General features: G+C 60.6%; 23 protein-coding genes. All 23 read right to left on the bottom strand.

All coding sequences use genetic code 11. The features are described from left to right. Window positions 1-33: 33 nt before the first annotated feature. Entirely contained in the window at window positions 34-2,793 is a 2,760-nt protein-coding gene (locus tag P3T23_RS31775; protein WP_429320043.1) for a hypothetical protein, read from the bottom strand. 597 nt (window positions 2,794-3,390) lie between these two features. Next, window positions 3,391-3,594 (bottom strand): hypothetical protein, encoded by a 204-nt coding sequence (locus P3T23_RS31780; protein ID WP_429320044.1) that lies wholly within the window; start codon window positions 3,592-3,594, stop codon window positions 3,391-3,393. Between the two features lie 578 nt (window positions 3,595-4,172). Beyond that, entirely contained in the window at window positions 4,173-4,487 is a 315-nt protein-coding gene (locus P3T23_RS31785) for a TrbM/KikA/MpfK family conjugal transfer protein (protein WP_429320045.1), read from the bottom strand. 11 nt (window positions 4,488-4,498) lie between these two features. Then, entirely contained in the window at window positions 4,499-4,951 is a 453-nt protein-coding gene (locus P3T23_RS31790; RefSeq protein ID WP_429320046.1) for a hypothetical protein, read from the bottom strand. Then, window positions 4,951-5,664 (bottom strand): StbB family protein, encoded by a 714-nt coding sequence (gene stbB, locus P3T23_RS31795; protein WP_429320047.1) that lies wholly within the window; start codon window positions 5,662-5,664, stop codon window positions 4,951-4,953. Before stbB ends, P3T23_RS31790 begins: the two co-directional genes overlap by 1 nt. Window positions 5,665-5,740: 76 nt before the next feature. Beyond that, the gene (locus P3T23_RS31800; RefSeq protein ID WP_429320048.1) at window positions 5,741-7,411 is read right to left on the bottom strand and encodes an LPD7 domain-containing protein; all 1,671 of its coding nucleotides are present in this window, start codon (window positions 7,409-7,411) and stop codon (window positions 5,741-5,743) included. After that, a complete protein-coding gene (locus P3T23_RS31805; RefSeq protein WP_429320049.1) occupies window positions 7,408-9,189 on the bottom strand; it encodes a type IV secretory system conjugative DNA transfer family protein in 1,782 nt (593 codons plus the stop codon). The genes P3T23_RS31800 and P3T23_RS31805 overlap by 4 nt, the downstream gene beginning before the upstream one ends. Window positions 9,190-9,191: 2 nt before the next feature. Next, complete coding sequence (locus P3T23_RS31810; RefSeq protein ID WP_408495325.1) at window positions 9,192-9,548, bottom strand: hypothetical protein; 357 nt, start codon at window positions 9,546-9,548, stop codon at window positions 9,192-9,194. Between the two features lie 56 nt (window positions 9,549-9,604). After that, a complete protein-coding gene (locus P3T23_RS31815; protein WP_429320050.1) occupies window positions 9,605-9,895 on the bottom strand; it encodes a hypothetical protein in 291 nt (96 codons plus the stop codon). Then, window positions 9,892-10,119: a DUF3717 domain-containing protein gene (locus P3T23_RS31820; protein ID WP_429320051.1), complete on the bottom strand. Its 228-nt coding sequence runs from the start codon at window positions 10,117-10,119 to the stop codon at window positions 9,892-9,894. The genes P3T23_RS31815 and P3T23_RS31820 overlap by 4 nt, the downstream gene beginning before the upstream one ends. After that, complete coding sequence (locus tag P3T23_RS31825; protein WP_429320052.1) at window positions 10,116-10,379, bottom strand: hypothetical protein; 264 nt, start codon at window positions 10,377-10,379, stop codon at window positions 10,116-10,118. The genes P3T23_RS31820 and P3T23_RS31825 overlap by 4 nt, the downstream gene beginning before the upstream one ends. Next, on the bottom strand, window positions 10,376-11,416 hold the full coding sequence (gene virB11, locus P3T23_RS31830) for a P-type DNA transfer ATPase VirB11 (RefSeq protein WP_429320053.1): 1,041 nt from the start codon (window positions 11,414-11,416) through the stop codon (window positions 10,376-10,378). Before virB11 ends, P3T23_RS31825 begins: the two co-directional genes overlap by 4 nt. A gap of 54 nt (window positions 11,417-11,470) precedes the next feature. Beyond that, on the bottom strand, window positions 11,471-12,133 hold the full coding sequence (locus P3T23_RS31835; protein WP_429320054.1) for a hypothetical protein: 663 nt from the start codon (window positions 12,131-12,133) through the stop codon (window positions 11,471-11,473). A gap of 11 nt (window positions 12,134-12,144) precedes the next feature. Then, the gene (locus P3T23_RS31840) at window positions 12,145-13,488 is read right to left on the bottom strand and encodes a TrbI/VirB10 family protein (protein WP_429320055.1); all 1,344 of its coding nucleotides are present in this window, start codon (window positions 13,486-13,488) and stop codon (window positions 12,145-12,147) included. 18 nt (window positions 13,489-13,506) lie between these two features. Continuing rightward, complete coding sequence (locus P3T23_RS31845; RefSeq protein ID WP_429320056.1) at window positions 13,507-14,415, bottom strand: TrbG/VirB9 family P-type conjugative transfer protein; 909 nt, start codon at window positions 14,413-14,415, stop codon at window positions 13,507-13,509. Beyond that, window positions 14,412-15,254 carry a type IV secretion system protein gene (locus P3T23_RS31850; protein WP_429320057.1) on the bottom strand — a complete coding sequence of 281 codons (843 nt, stop codon included), beginning with the start codon at window positions 15,252-15,254 and terminating at the stop codon, window positions 14,412-14,414. Before P3T23_RS31850 ends, P3T23_RS31845 begins: the two co-directional genes overlap by 4 nt. A gap of 8 nt (window positions 15,255-15,262) precedes the next feature. Next, the gene (locus tag P3T23_RS31855; protein WP_429320058.1) at window positions 15,263-15,406 is read right to left on the bottom strand and encodes a hypothetical protein; all 144 of its coding nucleotides are present in this window, start codon (window positions 15,404-15,406) and stop codon (window positions 15,263-15,265) included. Between the two features lie 24 nt (window positions 15,407-15,430). Further along, a complete protein-coding gene (locus P3T23_RS31860; RefSeq protein WP_429320059.1) occupies window positions 15,431-15,556 on the bottom strand; it encodes a hypothetical protein in 126 nt (41 codons plus the stop codon). 9 nt (window positions 15,557-15,565) lie between these two features. Beyond that, the gene (locus P3T23_RS31865) at window positions 15,566-16,480 is read right to left on the bottom strand and encodes a type IV secretion system protein (protein ID WP_429320060.1); all 915 of its coding nucleotides are present in this window, start codon (window positions 16,478-16,480) and stop codon (window positions 15,566-15,568) included. 21 nt (window positions 16,481-16,501) lie between these two features. Next, complete coding sequence (locus tag P3T23_RS31870; protein ID WP_429320061.1) at window positions 16,502-16,750, bottom strand: hypothetical protein; 249 nt, start codon at window positions 16,748-16,750, stop codon at window positions 16,502-16,504. Continuing rightward, complete coding sequence (locus P3T23_RS31875) at window positions 16,740-17,513, bottom strand: type IV secretion system protein (protein ID WP_429320062.1); 774 nt, start codon at window positions 17,511-17,513, stop codon at window positions 16,740-16,742. The genes P3T23_RS31870 and P3T23_RS31875 overlap by 11 nt, the downstream gene beginning before the upstream one ends. 25 nt (window positions 17,514-17,538) lie before the next feature. After that, window positions 17,539-20,109, bottom strand: coding sequence for a VirB4 family type IV secretion system protein (locus tag P3T23_RS31880; RefSeq protein ID WP_429320063.1), 2,571 nt, complete (start codon window positions 20,107-20,109; stop codon window positions 17,539-17,541). Beyond that, entirely contained in the window at window positions 20,109-20,546 is a 438-nt protein-coding gene (locus tag P3T23_RS31885) for a VirB3 family type IV secretion system protein (RefSeq protein WP_429320064.1), read from the bottom strand. Before P3T23_RS31885 ends, P3T23_RS31880 begins: the two co-directional genes overlap by 1 nt. Window positions 20,547-20,553: the final 7 nt, after the last annotated feature.

Raw genomic sequence — 20,553 nt, forward strand, 5'->3', positions numbered from 1 at the left:
GCCTCGTGTGTTTTGGGCGCCGAAGCGAGCGGGTCAATGCAATTGCTTATAGCCAGAGAGCCAGTCCTCGCCGTCCAGTATCGATTTTGGAAACGTCCTGCATCGTGTCGTCCCACTTACCTCAACTAGCACTGGAAAGGACTGCGCGTTCAGCGAGCCGACGGAAGGAAGGATACCTTTCAAAAGATTTAGCTGAATTGCAGTGCCTGATGTCAAAGCATAAGTGCCCGACGATGGCCAATCAGAGTAGGTGTTGTAGGGGATGCATTCGCCGTAGGAAAGTATCATCAGCCCCACCGCTGCTACATAGGACCTGTTGATCTCCTCGATAAGGCTCATGAATTTCAGTTTCGCCTGTTCCTCTTCCGCCGTGTTGTCCGTGGCATGCACTCGTTGAGCCATGAAGCTCGCGACTTGAGCCCGTTGAGCCGCAAGCGCGGCTTCGATCTTGGCTCGTTGTTGTGCAAAAAAAGCACCTGACATCGTCGGTGTGAAACCGTCTGCACGGGGCAGAGATGCCTCCCAGGCCGGCCAGTCCGTTGCTTGCCTAAAGTTGCTGACGAACGCTGGCCACCGCGCCCGAACAGTATCCTGCGCCGAGGCCTCCATTCCTCTAAACACTTGGCCGCCGTCGAAAACCTGGTCGAAGTACATCGCTTGCTGGAAGGTGAGCCCGTGTTGGCATTTGGGCGGCGCACCGTCGAAGTGCTGACAGAAGCGCTCGATAGGGGGCCTAACCCCCGGCTGCAAGGGCGGAGAGCAGTATCGCACCGAGATGGGTCCCATCGAGCCACTGCCGTCGGACATGCTCGCTGAAATGTCGGTGACTATGCAGCCATTGAACCATTCCCGGTTCCAGCCGAAAGTATGAGTTGGCCCGCGATATTCCCAAATGACAAATGCCCCGTCGCCTCGAACCGTATCCACCTCCTTTGCAAGCCCCAGCTGGAGAATAGCGCTGAGAACTTGACCTTGCAGCGCGTCGGAGGGCGCGAAAACGTTGATTTCGTGGTAGATCGCTGGCCTGGTGGTCCCGACGAGGTCATTGCCGCTCTTGACGGCGCGCGCCTTAAAAAGCGGCTGGGCTTCCGTTTCGAGAAAAGTATTCAGCAGGCCTACAACTCCGAAGTATCGGTTGACGGCGGCCTTCGGCAACTGACGCGCCAAAATCGGAGCGAAGTTCGTCTTAAATCTCTCCGCGGGATTCGCGAGTTCGTCGAGGGCGCCGGTTTTATCGGGTAGTTCGGGAACCCAATATCGAATTTGCAGGTATCGTTTGACGCCGTCGGCCCACGTGTCCGGGTCGAGGGGCGGCGTCGTGATTGTCGAATCTGGTGAGACCTGGACGACTGCGACGGGCGATTGGGCCGACGCCGCCATGTAGGGAATCAGCGAAAGCGCGCTCTCTGGATCGCCATGCTGGGAAACAAGTCTTAGCAAATCAGCGCGATTGAAGTCGATGGTCGTCGAGAGCGCCGGACCAGCCGCGGAAGTGTGAACCGCTTCGCTTAAGAAGGTCCCGAGGCAGCCCGCGTATGCGAGGTTGCTGGGGTCGTTGACAGCGGCGGAAACCATCGGGCTGTGGGTTGCGAAAGAACTGCGACAGGTCTCGAATTCCTGATCATTTCGCTGTTGCAGGCTCGCACTGTAGGCTTGCCATTGGAGGGTTTGCGTCGATGTGACTTGATCGGAAATCTGGGCAAGCTGAGTGAGGACCTCCTGTGTGTTGACGTTCTGATTTGTGACGATGTCATCCAGCTTCGTGGAGATCGCGTCGAGCTTTCCATTCATCACGTCAAGCCTATGGTTGATGATGTCGAGCGATCGCTGGATTTTCCTTAGGTCTTTTAGAATGTCCTGCTGAGCCAAAGCCGCTGGATCCGGGGTATTTTGAATGAATTTCACCAACGCCACAGCCGATGTTACGACGTTTCCGGTGGCGATAGCCGAGAAGCCATTCTGGGCGAGATCCATCAGCGCGGATGTCCCAGACAACGCGGGGGTAACGAATGAGTCAATCTGCTTTGAGCCCGGTGAATCGAAGAGGCTGAGGACGGCTACGCCTGCGGACTTGACCGCCTGAGCATTCTTCAGTTCGTCACTCGTGGACTTGGGTCCGGCGGCAGCCACGGCGTCTGAACTGACTTGGAGGACCGCGGTGAAGTCAGTTTGGACCGTCAGGGTAGTCTGCGCGATAGCGCGTTTCAAGGTTGTCGTGCCACCGGTGGCGTCCTGGAGGAATGATCTCAGCTTTGCCGGGTCGCGAAGCGTGGCGTCGGCTTCGTGCTGACTCAGGAGAGCGAACTTGGTCGGGACCGCCTTTAAAGGTTGGATACTCCGGAGGTCTCTAATCAAGGTCGCCAAGGGGGTCGTCGGGCTTGCCAGGCCTTTTGATAGGGGAACTGCGCGAAGCCTCATCGATTGGAGGGTGCCGTCAGGGTGAATAACAGCCATGTAAAGCGCGTGGGCCAGCCTACTCAGTGCCTCATCACTACCCGACAGAGCGACTTGGCGCGCTGGCTTTGGCGTATCGCCAGGGAGTTGCTGCATCCTTAGGTAAGCCGCAGCGACCGGATCGAAATCAGGAATCATCTTCGCGAATCGGTCAGGCACCTCGATCCGAGTTTTGCGAGACATGCCGAAATAGGCAGCGGCGTAGATGCTGAATTGATCCGGGTTGGTTCGAAAAAAATCGACTGCCTCGGCACACCACAGCGTCTCGTGGGCCGGGTTGCCAACCCCTGTATAGGAAGCCGAGCACAACGACGGCGACGCTGTCAGAAGCATGGTCATGAACAGAGCGAAGGCTTGGAATCGCCCGAGAAGCCAGCGCCCTTGTCTCCGAAGCGTTGCGCGCTTGCTGTCCCGACGCGGCCCCCCCGGTTCCTGTCGAAACTCCTGGGAGGATTCAATTGGAGCCCACGACGCGTCACGATGGTCCACGCGCATGTCGTCTCCCTCGTATATGCCCAGTTTGAGCCTAAGTGCCCTTAAATCGGTGACTTGCTACCCAGCTTATCCAGCGCCGTGACAAGCCATTCGGACGCGCCCCCTGAACATAAACTTAGTCTAACTACGAGCAATTGCTTGCTTGACCTGCTCTATTTTCGACGTTGACGATTTTTTTGGTAGAAGTTTGGCTCAAAATAAAGTCTGTCAAAGGCCCAGCGCCCCAACGGCCGACCACAAACGCTGACCATTGTGTATTCGGCGGAACATCATGGTAAGTTGCTTGAACCTCGACGTTGTCGACGTGCGCGTCGACAGGCAACATCACGCACGCGATTGCGCAGTTGGCCTCCGTTTGCGTTTGCCTTTTAATGTTTAGGAGGTCACCGGCGGTCTGTGCGCCGAAGTACTATGGCCCCGTCCTAATGGACGTCTGTCGGCCTATGAGTCAAGCACTGCGCACAGATTTTCGCCGCCGTGTTTCTCATTATCATGGTCATCGGCGTCTTTCTGCGCGGCGTCGAATGTATCACGATTGGGGCCAACGTAATTATCCGCGGTCGAGCATGCGGCATACCATGGTCCGTTAGCGAAAAAATTCTCGGCCTTTTCCCTCTTTTCTTGGTCGCTCAATGCTCGGTTCATGAACACTCCTTGAGTACTATGTATGCGGATCCGCGTACTTAACTGTTGTACGGAAGCGATGAGCAGCGCATGCAGTTGCGAACTAGATCGGGAACTTTTGTTTTCAAAGGCCACGTTTGTGTATAGGCACTGCAAGCAAGATTTTCGCGTGTGGCACAAAGCAAGGTAGTCTGCGACGATCCGCTCGTCGACCGCCAAATATAATACGGATCGGCCAATATCACCGCCCGGCCCGCCAGGTGCGTTTCTTGTCACCGAACGGTTGACGCCATGGCCCCGCTGTGTCAATAGCAGAGATTTACGACTTTCACCTGGTGCGACCAAAAGACCGCGTGCGGACAGAGGCAGATCCGCGCACTGGCCGATGATGCGACGGTATATTCGGCATTGGAACGGCGGTTTTGTGGTGGCAACCGGACGTCCGAAGGTCTTGCTAAGGGCCGTGCCGAATGGCGCTTCATGGCCGAACCCGGAAGCCTGCTACCGCGTGCTGTCGACTGCGGGCCGTAGCCCGCACCGTAAAAAGTTCTGACTTCCGAGGGCAAAATATTGGCAGGACCTGAGAGAGCGGCTACGCGTCACGGACCAGATTGAACGTTTCCGTACCGGTCGTTCACACCTTTTTTCGTATCCGGTCCAACGCTACGGCACTGGTTCGTGAAATCGCTACGGGCATTCGAAGTGCCTGTCTCATCGAAGTGACCGTGGCGGAATTTCACGATGGAAAAGTAACCTGTCATATAGTTTTTGCAGTCCCCGCCGGCACTGCCACCGGCGATCAGACCGGCGAGACACAAGACGGCCCCGCAGGCGGACGGGTTGTCGTCGCCGGCCAGAGCCGCCGTCTGGGTGGCGACCGCGGCGCAGATTAATATCGCGATCAGTCGTTTCATGAGATCTCCTGTCAGGTGGTCAGAAGGCGCAGTGCCGCAAGGGCTCCGACTGTGAGCACCGCGGAGCCAAGCGTGGCGCATACGGTCCATGCGGCCAGTTCGATTCGGCCGATACCACGACCGCACCCGCGCTCTTCGCGCAAGACCTCGCGCAGCAGATCGCGGCTCCGTCCGTTGGCTTCGTCGTACTGCCTGAGCGAGATCTCGCCAAGCAGTTGATCGCGGGCCTCTGAAAACCGCCCCGCTTCGGCCAGCAAAGCGGTGCTCGATGCTGCAAACTGGTTGAGGAACTGCTCGTAGCGGGACGTGAAGCGCAGCAGCGTAAGTTCACCGTCGTCCTTGAATTGCTTGCCCGTGGTATCGAGCAACTGGGACAGACCCTTCACGTCCCGTCGTAGCAGCGATAGCTCACCCAGTACTGCGCCGATCAGCTCCTCGCGGATCGAATCGTCCGATGCGCCCATCAATGCACCACGAGTTTGAAGACTGCGTCCAGTTCGGTTGTTACCCGTGTGGCCAGACGTTTGATTGCAACCAGTTGGCGAATCTGTGCAAGATGTTCCTCGGGCTCCCCGCACTCCATTGCTTCGGCGTTCATCGCGACATAGTCGGTCGGATCGTTGCGAATATCGATGATAGAGCGATCGAACGCCTTGATCTTTTCGTAGATAGGGTTCTCATAGATCACCGCATCGCGATTCAAGACGAAATTGCGGTTTTCCGCGTAGTAGTCGAAAATTTTCGAGAAAACCTTTGATACGTCGTCTTTCGGGGTGACCGTGTTAAACACGACGCGTATGCGGTTTGCCGGCACACCGATTTCTCTGGTGAGTGCGCGCAACGTCGAAATTGTGTCGACCTGTTGTTTAAGCGCAGGAACGGTTGGTACGACGAAGGCATCGAAGTCCTCGTGAGAACCGTGATAGTCACGCATCAGCGAGACAAAGTCTTCGACATTCGATGCCCCGATATCGACTACGGCATGCCGCAAGGTCATCAGTTTGTCCTGCAGTTCGCCAAACTCCTTTCCGCGCATCGCCGATCCTTTTTCGCTGTCGTCCGAGTTGATCGACTCGACAGGAATCACCTGAGCACCGTCCAGCCGTGGCGCGAGAAGGTGATGTGCAACGGTACTCTTGCCAACATTGCCGGAGAAGTTGATTACGGCGATCTTCATGATGGTTTGCTCCTGTTATTCGATTTGACGATGACGGTCGCGAGGCGATCGCGGCCGCCCGGCGTTGTCCGCCGCCTTATGGTTCCATTTCGAGCGTCGGCCCATCGTGTTCGGCGGTCTGCGACTGCGGGTCCTGTCCGCGCTCCGGCGTCGCCTGATGGGTGGTCTGCCGTGCAGCGTGGGTTTGGCCCCGTTGCTCCCGCTCGACCTGCTTGCGTACGGCTTCGATCGTTGCTTCGCTTACCTGGGGCATGGGCACGTCCAGTGGCCGGTTAGCTGCGCGCGCCTCGGCCACGGCGCTTTCGAACTCCCCCATCAACTTCTCCTGCTGCTGCTCCGGCAGGTCTTTGATCTCGTCGCGCAGCACCTCGCGCGCGGCCTGCGCCTTGATGCGCTCTCGTGCTTCATCGAGCGTCTTCTGCTGTTCCTCGGAGTATTTCCAGTCTCCGCTCAGGAACCGCTCGCGCGCCTCGTTGATCTGTCGGCGCTCATCGACTTCGCGGCGCGCACTGGCCAGCGCTTTGCGCTGCTCGCGCGTGGGCAGGCCCGGCACGTCGGGCGAGAACACCAGCCATTCGTTGCGCCGGCTCTCGACTGACTTCGGAAGGAGTTCGGTACCCTTCTCGTCGAACTGGCGCTGCTGCGCCGTTACCGTCTTGCTGCCGCCCTTTTCCAGCTCGATCCGCTGACCCGGCTGCACACTGCTTTCGCCGATCGCGCGCTCGAGGTCCAGCCCCCAGACCGTGCGCTCGCCATCCTCCGTCCGCACGGTCGCGTAGTAGCTGTCGTTCTGCTTATCGTCGTGGTTGAACGGAGCGGGACCGTGTGCCACCAGTACTCCCGCCGTGACACCGGCCGGCGTTGGCGTGCCCTGAACGGGGCTCGCCGTCGCAGCCACAGACGGTTGCGCCGCGTTCGTCCGGTCGCCTCCGGTCGAGGCGGTTTCACGCCCTGTTGTGGCTCTTTTGGTTCTCGCCGACTCCGGCGAAGCTGGCCGCTTTTGCCCTGCGGCATCTGCGGACTCCATTTCATTCGTGCGCGCCTTATCCGCATCATTCGATTTCTCGCCTCCGCCAATACGCATCGCCTCGCGCGCGGCGGTTAATGCCGCTCGATCCTGCGCAGCGGGTTTGAAGCCGCGTGTCGGCACGCCGGCGAGCTCGGCCGCTATCCACGCCTGCCGACGGAATTCCTCGCTGCCCTTGAGCTGCAGTTCACCCCAGTTCTTCGCCTTCGCGACTTCGACCATGTGCGCGATCACGTCGCGGTCCTCGCTGGCCGTCGACAGCGAGCGGCCCTTGTCCTCGAAGTGGACCGTCTCGCTCTTGCGATCGAGAAACTTGCCTTCATGCGCGACATACTGGTTAGTGACCGACTTCGGCACGTCATAGCCGGTCTTCTCGAAAACCGGTTTCGGGCGGATGGTGTTCTCCGCATCGTTACCCTTCTTCCCGAGCGACTTGCCGGTTCCGGCGGCCGGCTTCACCGACTCGTCAGTGGCGGTGTTGGGCAATGGGTCGCGCTTGAAAAGCTTCTCGACCTTCTCCCGATCTGCCGCGCGAATCTTCGTCAGGCGCTCTTCGGTTGCGTCATCGACCGGCGTTTCCGGACTGCCGGGCACGGCGCCCGCGTCCGGTTCGTTCGCCGGCGGCGTGACGCGAGCGCGGATGGTCGACGCATCGTCGGCGTTTGCCGCGTCGCGTTCGCGGTAGTCGATCCGGTCGGCGGGAAATTCGATCTCGTTCATACGGTCACTCCTTGCGATTCAGGCTGTGATTGAGGTACTGCGGTTTGCGCCGACACGGCGGCCGCCGCGTCCGGCAGGACTTCTCGCAAATAAGGCATCAACTGGAACAGCGATGCGCGGATGCTGTTACGGTTAGCCAGATGGACAGGCGCGAGTACGCCGATCTCGTGCTCCCGGACATCACGCGCCGGACTGGCCGACTGTCTGGCTGCGTCTGCGGCCGCCGCGGCCTGCTGCGCGCGGCGGGCCGTGTTCTGCGCCTGCCACCACTGCTCGACGTCGATCTTTGGCACGGGTGCGCACAGTTCGCGCGCGACGAAGGCGGCGTGTTTCATCTGTACTTCATTGGGAAACTTCGGACCGAAACCGAACCAGGCGCGCCGGCGATTGGTTTTCTCCAGCTTCGCCATCACACCCCGCAGGTAAGGGCTCTGCCGCACGAGCCGGTCAACGAGCTCGGCGTCTTCATAGAAAAACGCCTTCTCGCACAGGATCGGCTCGCACCCCTCGATCGTGATGATCTGTTTGTTGTGCTTCAGCGCCCGCAGCTCCTGCGGCATCATCAGTGCCCTGCCGTGCTCCGACTCATTGGTGCTCGTCGACGAACTCCGCCCGCGACTGCGGTTACGCGAGCGCGCCATGTACGTGAAGGTCCCCAGCATCTTCGAGTACTCTTCCGATTCCTTGACCGTACGCGGCGCATACAGGCTGCGCATCTTGCAGTTGATCGCCAGTGTTTCGGCGCCGTGCTTGCCGTACAGCTTCGGATCCTCGATCTGGGACATGCCCTGAAAGATCAGCATCAGCCGAAGGTTGTAGCCAGCAATGAAAGGGTTGGCCGTATCGATGATGTCGATCTTGCCGGGCGCTGCAAACTCGTCCAAGATCAGCGCGCACTGGTATTTGAGCGCAGGATTCTCGGCAGGCAGCTCGCGCGTGTTGAGGTCGATCAGCTGGGAGAAAACGAGATTGACCAGCAGTGCGCCGGCCTTCAGGTCGCCCGGCTTGATGCCCACATAGATCGACATGCGTTTTTTGCGCACCTCGGCCAGATCGAAGTCCGAGCGACTGGTTGCCGCGTCGACCACTGGATTGCTAAAGACGTTCAGCGGCGCGGTCATCGTCGATACGATGTTCGCGAAGGCTTCCTTCGATTGCGACAGGAAACGGTTCAGCGCATCGAGACATTCGAAGGTTAGCGCCGGTAGCCCGTCAGTCGCATGAGCTGCATCGGCGCGCGTGCTGACGATCGACGAGATGTGTTCACGGATCGCCCTGCCCTTGCCCGAAGCCTGCCGCAGCACCTCGCCGAACGTGCACGGCAGCGAGGGCGTTTCCAGCAGGTACAGGACGAGCCCGATGAACAGGTTGCGGGCGTTGTCGTTCCAGTACTTCAGGCGCGCGTCGACGTTGGACGGATACAGGTGTTCGCCGATCGTCATCACGTCGCCAACGCGCGCATAGGCGGGTCGGCTGGCGATGTATTCGAGCGGGTTGTACGCGTGCGAGCGGCCGTCTTCCGAGAAAGGCGCCCACAGGTAGGTTTCGTGGCCGCATGCCCGTCGGTAGCCGGACGTATAGTGGTAGTTCTCTTCCTTGATGTCCTCGACCACGACGGAATCGGGATAGGTGAGAAGATTCGGGATCACAAGCGACGTGCCCTTGCCGGAGCGGGTGCCCGCAGCCGTCATCAGGAAATCCTGGCCGTAATACTTCAGGTATTCACCTTTGTACTTGCCGACAATGAACGGCGGATACAGATGTTGTGCAGTGGTCATGGTTATTTCCTTTCCAGCAGACCGGCTTTCACAATGTCGTTACGGGTTGCGAACCGGGCCTCGCCAAACTGGGCGAGGCGCTTGCGTCCCGACACGAGCGCCATCGTGATCACGACCACTGGCAGGCCGGTGATGACCACCGACAGCAGTGTGCACACCTTGAGCGCGCGCACCACCGCAGGCACGTCACCGTAGGCATGCCAGTAGTCGTACAGCGTGAACATGCCCGCGCTGCCCTCCGGCAGCTTCTGCATCTTCGCGAAAAGCTGGCCGCCGGCGAACTGCCCGAGGAACGCGAAGCCGCACAGGATCAGCAGGAAGACCACGACGGGGATCAGAATTCGAAGCGGTTTTGGCATGGTCGGTCCTCAGCGCGCGGCCGCGTCGATAGCGGCCTGGAATTTCAGATGCGTTGTCATGCGGCCATCTCCTGTTGTTGCAGATGCGCGGTCCGGTCGCGATGCAGGCGCATCGCGTCGCGCACGTTATCGAAGGGTCCGTGGAACTGGTTGCTGTTGTCCGCCGTACAGCGATTGATCGGCTCCCACAGCAGGTAGCGCCACTCGTCATAGACTGAGTACCGCGCGATCGTCCAGCCCGACGGGTGGACCAGCGCAAAGTCGCCGGACGGCCGCCATTTGCACTGGCTGTCATCGTGCGCGTCCGCGGCATCGGCAATCGCGGGAACCGGAAGATCTGCCTTCATTGCGGGAACTGTCCGAGTGGATCGGCGGACAGGATCCGCAGCGCGTCGCGCTGCGCGTCGTCCAGCCCGGCGTCGGGGACACCCTCGCAGCCGTGCACGATCACGGCGCCGTAGAGCCGCGCCAGCGCGCGGGCCTCTGTGCTGGCAGCGAATGCTTCGTCGGACGGCGAACGCATGCGCCATCCCTCGATCGCCGCCTCGATATCGCTGATCGCGAAGTTCATACACGGTCCTCCCTGCGAACGAGCCAGTGCGCCGTGAAACCCCGCGCCCACGACGCCGCATAAATAAAGCACAGCGCTAGCACGCCGTACTGATGCGCTCGCCACGCCATGTCGAACCAGAACGGCTGCGCGGCCAGCCCAAAGATACAGGCCCAGCGCCGCCAGTGCGCACGCCGGTCCTGCGACAGAAACACGGCGAGCGCACCGCACAGGCTGATCGCGATCTGTTCGATCATCTGTGCCGCGGCACCGGCGCTCATGAGACACAACCCAGCAGTTGAGCCTTGCCGATCGGGTCGTACCAGATCTCAGCGAGCCGCTTGTCGCAGTTCATGAACAGGACGAGGTCCACCGTTACCCGCACCTGGTCCATGATGAATTGCCAGTCGAGCGTCTGGCCGACGATGCTCTGCTTGATCAGCGTCGCGATGCGCGAATGAGCTGAACGCGCGTCGTTGCAATGCACCGTCGTGATACCGCCTGGCGTGCCCGTGTTGAGCAGCGTCAGGTAGTCCCACGTTTCGTCGCCGCGACACTCGGCGAGAAACACACGGTCGAACTTCATGCGCAGTGTGGAGCGCACCAGTTCCTTCGCCGGCAGCGTGTCGCTGAAGAACATGTGCACGCGATTCGGATGGTTCGGCAGCGACAGTTCCGGCGTGTCCTCGATCGTGCCGATCCGTTCATCGGACGGCACGAGGTCTGAGAGCGCCTTGTTCAGCGTCGTCTTGCCGGAGCCGGTGCCGCCGGCGAGCGCAATATTCAACCGGTTGGCGACGGCAAGCTCTAGCATGCGAGTGACATTGCGCTGCGATTTCGCATCGAGCATCTCAAGCTCGAACGGCTGCATATCAAGCCCAGGAGGCATGTCACGACGAGGCGAGACGTCGCGGTAGCCCTCAAACCAGCCGTTGGTCTCGTATTCGTCAACGGTAAAGCGCACATTCGACGGAATACGGATCGTGATGGAGATGGTGTCCTGCTCGCAGGCCGGCTGCATCAGAACGTGCCCGCGCTGGCCCTCCGGCAGCACCACCGGATGAATCGGCTCCTTTGTCGAGAACTTGCCGCCCTTCATCACCGTCAGCGCGTTCGCGAGCTTGAAGCAGGCGTCGTACGTGCAGGCCGGTGCATCGTGCCGGCGCCATCCGGCACTGCCCTGTGTCCAGATTTCACCGGGGCGGTTGATCGCAACTTCGGTAAGGCTACCGTCGAAGAAGTTTGAGATGCCCATCTGCTTGAGGAAACTGCGGGCGATCGTGCCCTTCTCGATCACATCAATTACCACTGCACTCATGAGTACTCCTTTGTTGGTTAGGGCCACATCAATTCAGCGACCTGCCGGGCACGGTCAACGAGGCGTGGTGCCCGTATCCTGCGGCTCGATCTGCACGGACACGCGATATGGGCGTCGATCGTCCGGCACGCTGCTGGCCAGCTCGCGAAGGGTTTGCGCCGGCGACGTGGAAACCACGGTTGCGCTTAGGGGCGCAGCCGGCCGGGTCAACTTCCAGGCCGCACCGCCGATCGCCACTGCCGCGCAGAGTCCCGTGGCAAGCAGGACACGCGAGGTGCGCGGAGCCTGGCGATCTTGAATTTTCGGAACTCCGGCTGGTTGACGGTTAGTTGCGCTCGCTTCCGTTGCGAGACGGGCCGCATGATTGACCGGCTCATCAAGCAACGGCAAAGCGCTATCGCCCCATTCCGAAAGCGATAGCCCGATACGCGCCCCGACATTGCGCAGCAGGCTGCGCCGCAGCGGCGCTGACATGTCGTCGATCCGGCACCCGTCGAGAGTCATGCAATCATCAAACGCGTGCTCGTCGGCGATCTGCCGAAGTGGCAAGGCATCGGGAACCACGCGTACACGCCGTGCATCGACCCGCTCGGCCAGCTGTCGGATCGTGTTGCCGTAGAAACAGAAACGCAGGGCGTCGCGCAGCTTCGTCTCGAACATGTCGCGATCGAGGCCATGCAGCGGGAAATCGTCCGGATAGGTGATCTTCAGGTTCATGGGTCCGTTCCTCATTGCTGCCCGTTCGGGCCGACCGGGTTGCCTTGCACGTCGACGTTCTCGTACACGCCGCTCAGGTCAATGTCACGCGCGACAAAGATATTGATTACCGAGCCCTGGTTTGAATACGCCGTCGGTGGGATGTTGATCGTGCTGCGCAAGGTCTCGGCGGCTACGTCCTGCGTCGCGTTCGAACTGTTCGAGAATGTGATCTGGCTACCGCTGCCGCTCGCCTTGTTGGCCAGCGCCTGCCCGAAGTCGCCGATCAGGCTCACCATCAGCGCACCCTTGAACCGCAGCCAGAAATGCTCGTCGACGTAGGCCGGAATGCCCGCTGCGCCGAGCGGATCGGTTGCCGGCGAGTTCAGCGGAATATGCACATCGCCGTCGTCGATCTCATCCCAGATCGCGCCGATCACGCCCTGCCCCTGCAGGACCGCATCGCGCTGCTCTCCCTTCGCCATCGCGCCCTTGCGAACGAGCAGCGTCGTGCCATCGTCGGACCACACGTCCTGCGCGATCGGGCATCCGATCAGGCCGGGCCGGTCGGTACGGAGCGCCGTCGACTGACCACAGCGGATCATCGTGTTTCGGGTAAGCAGGTAGTGCCGGTTGGGCCGGGACGAGGCTTGCATCGGCTGCAGCTTCGACGGCTGCAACGACTGGTCGATCGGCGAGCCCTTGCTGTCGCCTGCGTCTACCTTACTGGTTGAGCCGGACGCACCGCCACCGCGCAGCGCTGACATGCCCATCGACTTCGCCAGACCTGCCAGACCACTGGCATCGTGGCCGACGGCTCCAGTGCTGCCACTGTCGCTGTCGCCTGCGGCTTCATTTGATGCCACGGGACCATCTTTGCTCTGGCCGGAATCGTTGTTGCCCTCATTGTCCCTACCCGCGACGAGCACGCTGCCCTGCAGGCGGCGCTCGGCCGGCGTAAGCGGCCGCGGCTGGTTGCTCACGGCCACCGCCTGTCCGTTCGTCTGCGATGCCGCGCCGGCCGGCGTCGCGAGGTGGGAATTCGCGGCAGCGGCGGCCGCAGCCTCCGACGCTGCACGGGCCTGATCTTCCGCGCGTTTGATACGTTCCTTCTGCGTCTCCAGATCCGCACCGGCGTCACTCGCGCCACTGTCTTTCGGTTTTGTCAGCGCCGCCTGTTTCGCGTCCTGATGCTGCTGGAACAGGCGCTGCAGATAGATCGTGACGCCCGATGCACCCAGCGCAATAACGGCGAGCGCGACCAGCACCAGACGCAGCTTGCCCACGCGCGTTTTCCGACGGCCCGGCAGGTCGAGCGAAGGCTGCGGGCCGACGTCGGTCGATGCCGCATGTTCCATTTCGTTTCGTTCGGTCATACCCTGTTCGCTCCCTGATCAGTTCGTCGAGGCATCGGTATGGTCACGCGCGATGCGCGCACTGCCCCGTACCGACGAGCCCGCACGGTTGTAATGGCCATCAGGCGAATAGCCGTCGTTGCGGATACCCAGCACCGACTGGCCGTAGCGGATGACAAACGACTTCGACACTTCATGCACGACGACCGTATCGCCCTCCATATGGAAGTTCGCCGTCGCCTCGCCACCGTCGGGAAGCTTCGTGAAGATCGTCGGCAGGTCACGCGCGGTTGAGTACTTGAAGTACGTGAATCGGCCGTCGTCCCACAGCGCGGTCGGCGCGAGTGCACGATCGCCGCGCATCATGTACTGGATATTGGCCGCAGGAACCGACGCCACAGGCGTGGATTTCGCAGCGTCCACACTCACAATCGATGCAGGAATAGCCGGCCCATTACCCTGTTGACTGCCCAGCGCAACGCTTACCGCCTGCTGACGGCGCAGCTGCGCGCTCGCCGCTTTGGCACGCGTGTCCGGATAGTCGAAACGCAGTATCCATGTCGCCGGCTGTGCGGCCGACACGTCAACAAGCGAGAGCGGATACGTGCGCCGGTTGGTGACGAGCAGAAGATTCGTTTCCGGCTGCGGCGCACCCGGTTTGAGCATCGCGCCACTGTCGTTGATGGCCACGTGCCAGGCCTTGCCGTCTCCGATGCCCTCGCCGCTGTTGATGATGTGTTCGCCTGACTCGAACTGGATCATCACCGCACGCCCCGGCATGGTCGCCACACGATAGGCCTGGTCCGGATCGTAGGTCGCGCACTGGATGTGCGGGTCTGAACCGCAGCTGCGCGGCGTTTCGAGCGCTCGCGCGTGGATCGGCGCCAACGCGAAGCCTAGTGCGACCGCCGCTGCGCCTGCTGACACCCGGATCGTTCGTCCTTTCATGCTCCACCTCCGGCTGCCGCAGAGCCCGACGCCGGCGCAGCATCGGCGGGCGCCCGGGTCCAGTCTCGCGTGACCTCGTAGCTCGTGCAGCGAAAACCGTCCGCGTTGAGATCCTGCTGATCCTGCTTTTCCGGAACGTTCACGCGTTCGAATGCGACCGTCGCAATCCAGTACGTCGGATCCGGACGCTTTACGGCCGCGTTGAGCCAAACCAGTTGCCGCGAGCAGAACACCTGTGCCGTCGTTCCCACGAAAGTAATTGAGCCGACGTGTGCAATGACCCGCGCCTGATCCTTCAGCAGCTTGAGTGGGCCCGTCGGGCCGCGCACGAACCCGTCATAGGCTTCCTTCTCGTGGTCGTCGCTCATGAACATCACCGCGGCGTGCGTGTCCGAAATCGTCTCCCAGTCATAGCTCTCGCGCAGTTCGACGTAACGGTGCAGATCCGCGCGATCGGTCTTCTCGGAAAACGTCACGTGTCCGTTCGCGGTCGTCGGCAACACATCCACCTTCCCTGTCGTGTCGTTCACACGCAGCACAGCCGGCGGGTTCGGTCGCTTTAGGAGTCCTAAAGCCCCCATGCCAGAAACAGCGGCGAGAGCAACAACGCCCGATAACACCGAGCGCCGGTCCGCGATACGGGCTTTCTCTTCCGCTGCTTCGACCTTCGACTTCTCGAAGGCCTGCGCCTGTTGCAGGTACCAGCTGACCGAATCGCGCTCACCAGACTCAACACCGCTCAGAGGCGCGTCCGCTCGCGTGGTCGACTCGGCCGGGCTTCCCTTACGTTTGCGCGCGTTCGTTCCCGACGCAAACCATTGCCTGATAGTCGATGCCATCCTGTTCCTCACTTCGGTTCCGTATGGCCCGATTGCTGAGCCAACGGCTGGTTGACGGGTACCCACTGGCCGGTCGGCTCGGGTGGTTTCGGCGGAGAACTGCAGGCCTGCAACGCGAGAGCAAGCAGCGCGAGCGTTAATGTGCCTTTCATAATCGCTTCCCTTGTTACCTGAATCTAATGCAGACGGTGGTAAATGAATGTGCCGATGCTATTTAGCAATGCCAGCGCGAAACCGGCAAACGTGACCCAGCAGACAGCGAGCAACCACCAGCGGATCAGCTTCGCAAAAATATCTGGCATGTACCCTCCTTACGCTTTCGACACGGATCCGCCCGTGTTTTGCTTCCCCTCGCCTCCCATCTTCGCCGCCGCCGCGAGGGCCCTACCGGCCGCACCGAGCTTGCCGGTCATCGTGGAAATCCCCACACCGCTCGCCAACGCCGAAGCGAGACCCGGCAGATTGAGCGCAACAATGAAGAACACCACGCCCATCACATCGATTTCAACCACCTGTTTCATTGATGGGAAAGCCGATCCGGAAGGCGCGATCTTCTGCGCAAAACCCACCTCGATCGCGCCGGCGCCTGCAAATAGCGCCACGAGCAAGGCATAGTTAAGACACTGGCCCGCCCAGTTCCAGAAGAACTGACGCACCGGCGGAAACAGTGCCATTGAGATAAAGAGCGGCCCGAGCGCAAGCAGCAAACCAAGCGCAAATTTGGCGAGGATGATGTATGCAACGGCCAATCCCATAAACGGCGTCGCGAAGATAAGCAGCACCGTGATCGCCCACACAGCTCCAATAATCTGGAAGCCCTCGGCCCTGTCGTAGATCTGCCCACAGGCATTGATGTATGCACTCAACAGATTGTCCAGGCCGGAGATCGGATTCGACTGCCCAGTGATCGCACCGGCCAGTTGCTCACCCAGGCCGTTCAAGGCAGGTACGATGTAAGTGGTGTAAAACTGGATATTCATCCCGCACGTCAGGATGAATGCCCAGGTTGCCATGCGCATCAGGAAATCGTTGATGGGCTCATCGTTCCTGCCCTGCCAGTACGACCACAGGATCAGCAGTACATAGATGCTGAAACACGTTGCCATCAGCGGCGAGATCAGTCCGATGATTCGCTCCGAACCCGAACTGATGGTCGAAACCACGTTCGCGTCGAAGTCGGACGTCATGCTAGAAAAGATCGTCGTGGTGATCGGTGTGTAGGACATTGGAGTTCCCTGTGTCAGGCACTACTTCCGGACGGCTTTCGCAGCCTCTTCCTCGTCCGCTTTTCTCCGCGCACGCTGCTCCGGCGTTTCTTCCTGTTCAAGCTTTTCTGGAGTCGTACCCAGGAACTGAGCCTTGAACGCAAGTTCGCGCTGGTGTGCAGCTTCTTCCTGCAAGTTGTGTTGATGCCTGTCCCACGCTAGATAGCCGAGGTAGCCTGCAATCGCGACAAGCAGACTGATGATGGTCGAGAGAAGTGCTTTATTCGCCACTGGAACCTCCGAGGAAAGTGTTTTTGAATTCGCGATCGCGCTGCTGTTCGGCAAGCTGCAGTTCTGTTTTCTGCAACTGCGAGGTGAGCTGCAGGCGCGTCTGATCGTTCGTGACCAGCGTCTCTTCCGCCGCCATGCGGTTCTGAAGATCCGCTTTCTGTGCCGGATCCTGCGTCATGTTCGACTGCTGCATCAGCGCCTGGATGTTGGTAAAGCGCGCCATGATCGCGCTATACGCCTGCTCGTTCATCGCCTTGTTGGCGGCAAGCGTGTCGTAGTAGCGTTGTTGCCCAGTCGTGCTCGCGCCGGTCATGCTTTCCTGCTGCTCGATCGAACGCATCGTTGAGCTGATTCCCGACAGGCCGCCGCTCTTTGCCTGACTGTAGATGTCCTGCCATTGTTCGGGCAGGTAGTTGCGCAGCGACGAATTGTTCAGGATCGTGCCGAAGCTGCTGTTGCCGGTCAGCGCCTGATACTGGGCCTCCTGATTCTGGACCTGCTGCATCAGCTGCTCGACCTGCACCATCTGTTGCGCGAGCTCTGCCGGCGAGATGGTCGGCACGCCCTGCGCCTGCGCCTGTGAAAACGCACACGCGCACAACAACGCGACCAGACTGCGGCGTGGCCAAAGCGTGATTCCCGGCAGATAAGCAAAGGCGCCCATGCCAGCGCGCGTTGATCGCGCCCGCAGCGCCTCGCGAAGGTTCCGGATCGCTAGGTCAACCGGCCGACGCACGGCCGGATAGACATCGGTGCTGTTCATCGTTCCCTCCTTGGGTTGCAGCACATCAGGCAAAAACTTCGTCATCAACCTGCTGATTAACCGGTGGATAAATCTGCGCAAGCTCAGCCCGCTTGCGCTCAAGGCCGCGCTGTAGCTCCCCGATCCACAGCCGCTCATCGGCGCCGTGCTTCGCCGCGAGCCGTGTGCGAAGCTTGCGTTCGAACACGCGCTCCAGATACACCGGCAACCACACGTCCGGATCGTCGCCAACCTCAGCTCGGACCGCATCACAGATCAGCACGTTCTCGCGGTCACCAGAGAACACCGCAATCGCGTCCTCAAGCCCGGACAGGTCGAAACTGGCAAACGCCGACTGGTTGCCCTGCTTGATGAGGAAGCGGCGCGACTGTGGCGTGAGCTTTTTGAACTCCCGGAACTCCTTGCGGGTCATGCCATCGCGCAGATACGCTTCTTCTTCGGCCGCCGGGTCAGCGAGCCACATCTTCGTCGCTACCAGACTGCGCAGCGCGGGAAACAGGTCTGCCGCACGCTGTGCCTGTTCCGGTTGTTGCGTGATCAGTCCCATGAATTCCCCTTCTTTACGCCCGCTCGCCAGCGTTTCCTCGATTTGCTCGCGGATCGTGCGAAAGCGCAGCGGCAGCCAGTACTCTTCGATCACCGTCAGCATCAGGGTGCCTTCCCGGCGCATCAGTTTCTTGAGATGGAACAGGTAGGCAAATGCAGGCTCTGACGGCTCATAGTTCTCGACAAGAAACGCCTCAACATCGAACCCGATCCAGCGTTGCTCGCTCATGTTCAATGAGAGATTGGGCGGGTTATCGAACACCCACCAGAACCGGCCACCCTCCGACTTGCACCAGATCGACAGACGTGCGCGCAGGCCGTCGTCGCCCTCGTCCGGAATGCTGTCCAGTAGCAGGCTGAAGCGGCGCAGCCGCACGTCATCGACCCCCATTACCGCATCGACTGCGTTGCGGCAGTGAATCTTCTCGCCGGCCGTCAGGTCAATCCTGATTGGCTTACCCTGATGGTCGACACCGTTCTTGCGGCCGCACAGTTCGACGAGCCCGTAGAGGAATTCGCGATTGTCTGGCGTGTCGGCGAGTTCGAACGGCGCCCACCCGGTCGGCTTGCCTTTCTCCAGATAGACATAGGCGCCACCCATCGCACGAATGAACACTTCCCAGCCCCGCCCCTTGTCCAGCACATACAGCATCGGATCGAAGCGGGAGAGCATGCCGGTCGCCGCCACGATGACCGTAGACTTGCCGCTGCCCGTCGTGCCTTTCGCTTCAAAATGCCCGGCGACCTTCTCCGAAACGTTGATGTCCCCCAGCCGGCTCGCGTGCGAGCTGTAGTTGTACACGCCCGAATCCGAGCGAAACGGGATGACGGCTGACCCGTCACCGATCGGGTTACCTTCCGCCTTGCCTGACGAGTAGTCATGGCAGGTGTACATCGCCGCAAAATTGCGCGAGGACTGCACTTTCGGTCGCGGTTTGACTCGCGCGCCCGGGACTTGTGAGAAGTACGTGAACGGAGCAGACCCCGTCGCGGGCGACCATTCAACTCCACACTCGTTGCGCGAACGGGACGCAAACCTGTCGGCGTTCTCCAGCGCTTCTTTCGCTGTTTCGCCGTAGATAACCGCCGCGCCGTGATACTCGCCGAACGACAGTTCACCCGTGTTCACGTACCCCTGTGCGTCGCGCAATTCCCTGACCTGATGCCTCGCCTTGTCACCGGCCGACTCCAGCTTGTTGATTGCCGAATCGATGGTCCGGTTGGACTCGAAGCCCGTCATGCAGTTGAACGTATGCGTAATCGTGAATTCCATGTTCAACGTGATCAACGGGTCGAGCTGGCCCCAGCCCGGCTTCTCCGGGCAACTGCGGAGGTCGAGGCAGGTTGCAACGCGCCGGTACGCCGGCACGTCGCTCGCCCCGATCTCGAGCGTGTTGTACCCAAAATGCAGATGGCTCGACGGGATGACATCGGTGCCGGGTTCCGCTGCGACCGGCAGATCGCCGGTCTTCCCATTGATGAGATAGCTGACGAGCCCATACAAGGGCGAGAACAGCATCTTCGTGCCGTTCATGTGCTTGCGCTCGTACACTTCAAGCAACTCGGCTTCATACTCGGCGAACTGCAGCAGCGCCTGTTGTGCGAGAGACCCGATTTCTTTCAGCCCGTCGTCGAACTCCTCGTATTTCAGGATCAGCGACAGGTAGTAGCGGTTCTCGAAGAACTTTTCGTCTCCGAAACGTCGCCCGATGTACTCGCGTACGAACCACTGCAGGAAGCGTTGCTTGAACCGGTACACACGATCAAAACTCACGCGCTGTCGCACGAACGTTGCGTGATAGCCAAGGCGGCCACCCAGGTCGCGACCCAGCTTGCTGTACGCTTCCGTATCACGATCGAACATGCGCTCCATCGCGACGTTCTCGTGCACCTCGAACGGCACGCCGCGCATGGCCAGCGTCACCATGAACCGGTTGCCCTCAAGGTGCTGTACGTGTTTCGTGACCGGATGCCCGTACTTCGGAATCCAGTCTTCCACGGCGCCGATCGCGCCGAGGATTTCGCTGGTGACGGCTGGTCTGCTTTGCATCAGGCCTCCGGATCGAGTTCGCGCAGCCGGCGCTCGCCCTTGGACAACGGTTTGAGGAAATCGCGGTAGACGCGGCGTTGCCGCCCGTACCGCAATGGCGCGAGCGTGGCGGTGTTGCCGAAGCGCGGGGAGGCCCGTCGGGCATTTACCCGCGCACGGACCCGCAGCCGCCAGAAGTAGAAGCGGCAACGGAATTCCAGCCACATGATCCGAAGGCCCTGGTCATCGGTTTCGCATACGTTCTTGAAATACAGCAGCACCGGAAAGCCAAGAAAAACGAACAGCAGGCCGCCGGGCCCGACGAAGAATGAAACCAGCACGCCGATAAACATCGACGCGACGACGACAACCAGCATCGCCATGTAGGGAACGCCCCAGATGGCCGCCGTGCGGCCAAGGCCATTGAATCCGGGGTAGCGGGTTTTTTCGTCCGACATGGCGTGC

The sequence above is a fragment of the Paraburkholderia sp. GAS448 genome (genome assembly GCF_050435685.1).
Taxonomy (GTDB): Bacteria; Pseudomonadota; Gammaproteobacteria; order Burkholderiales; family Burkholderiaceae; genus Paraburkholderia.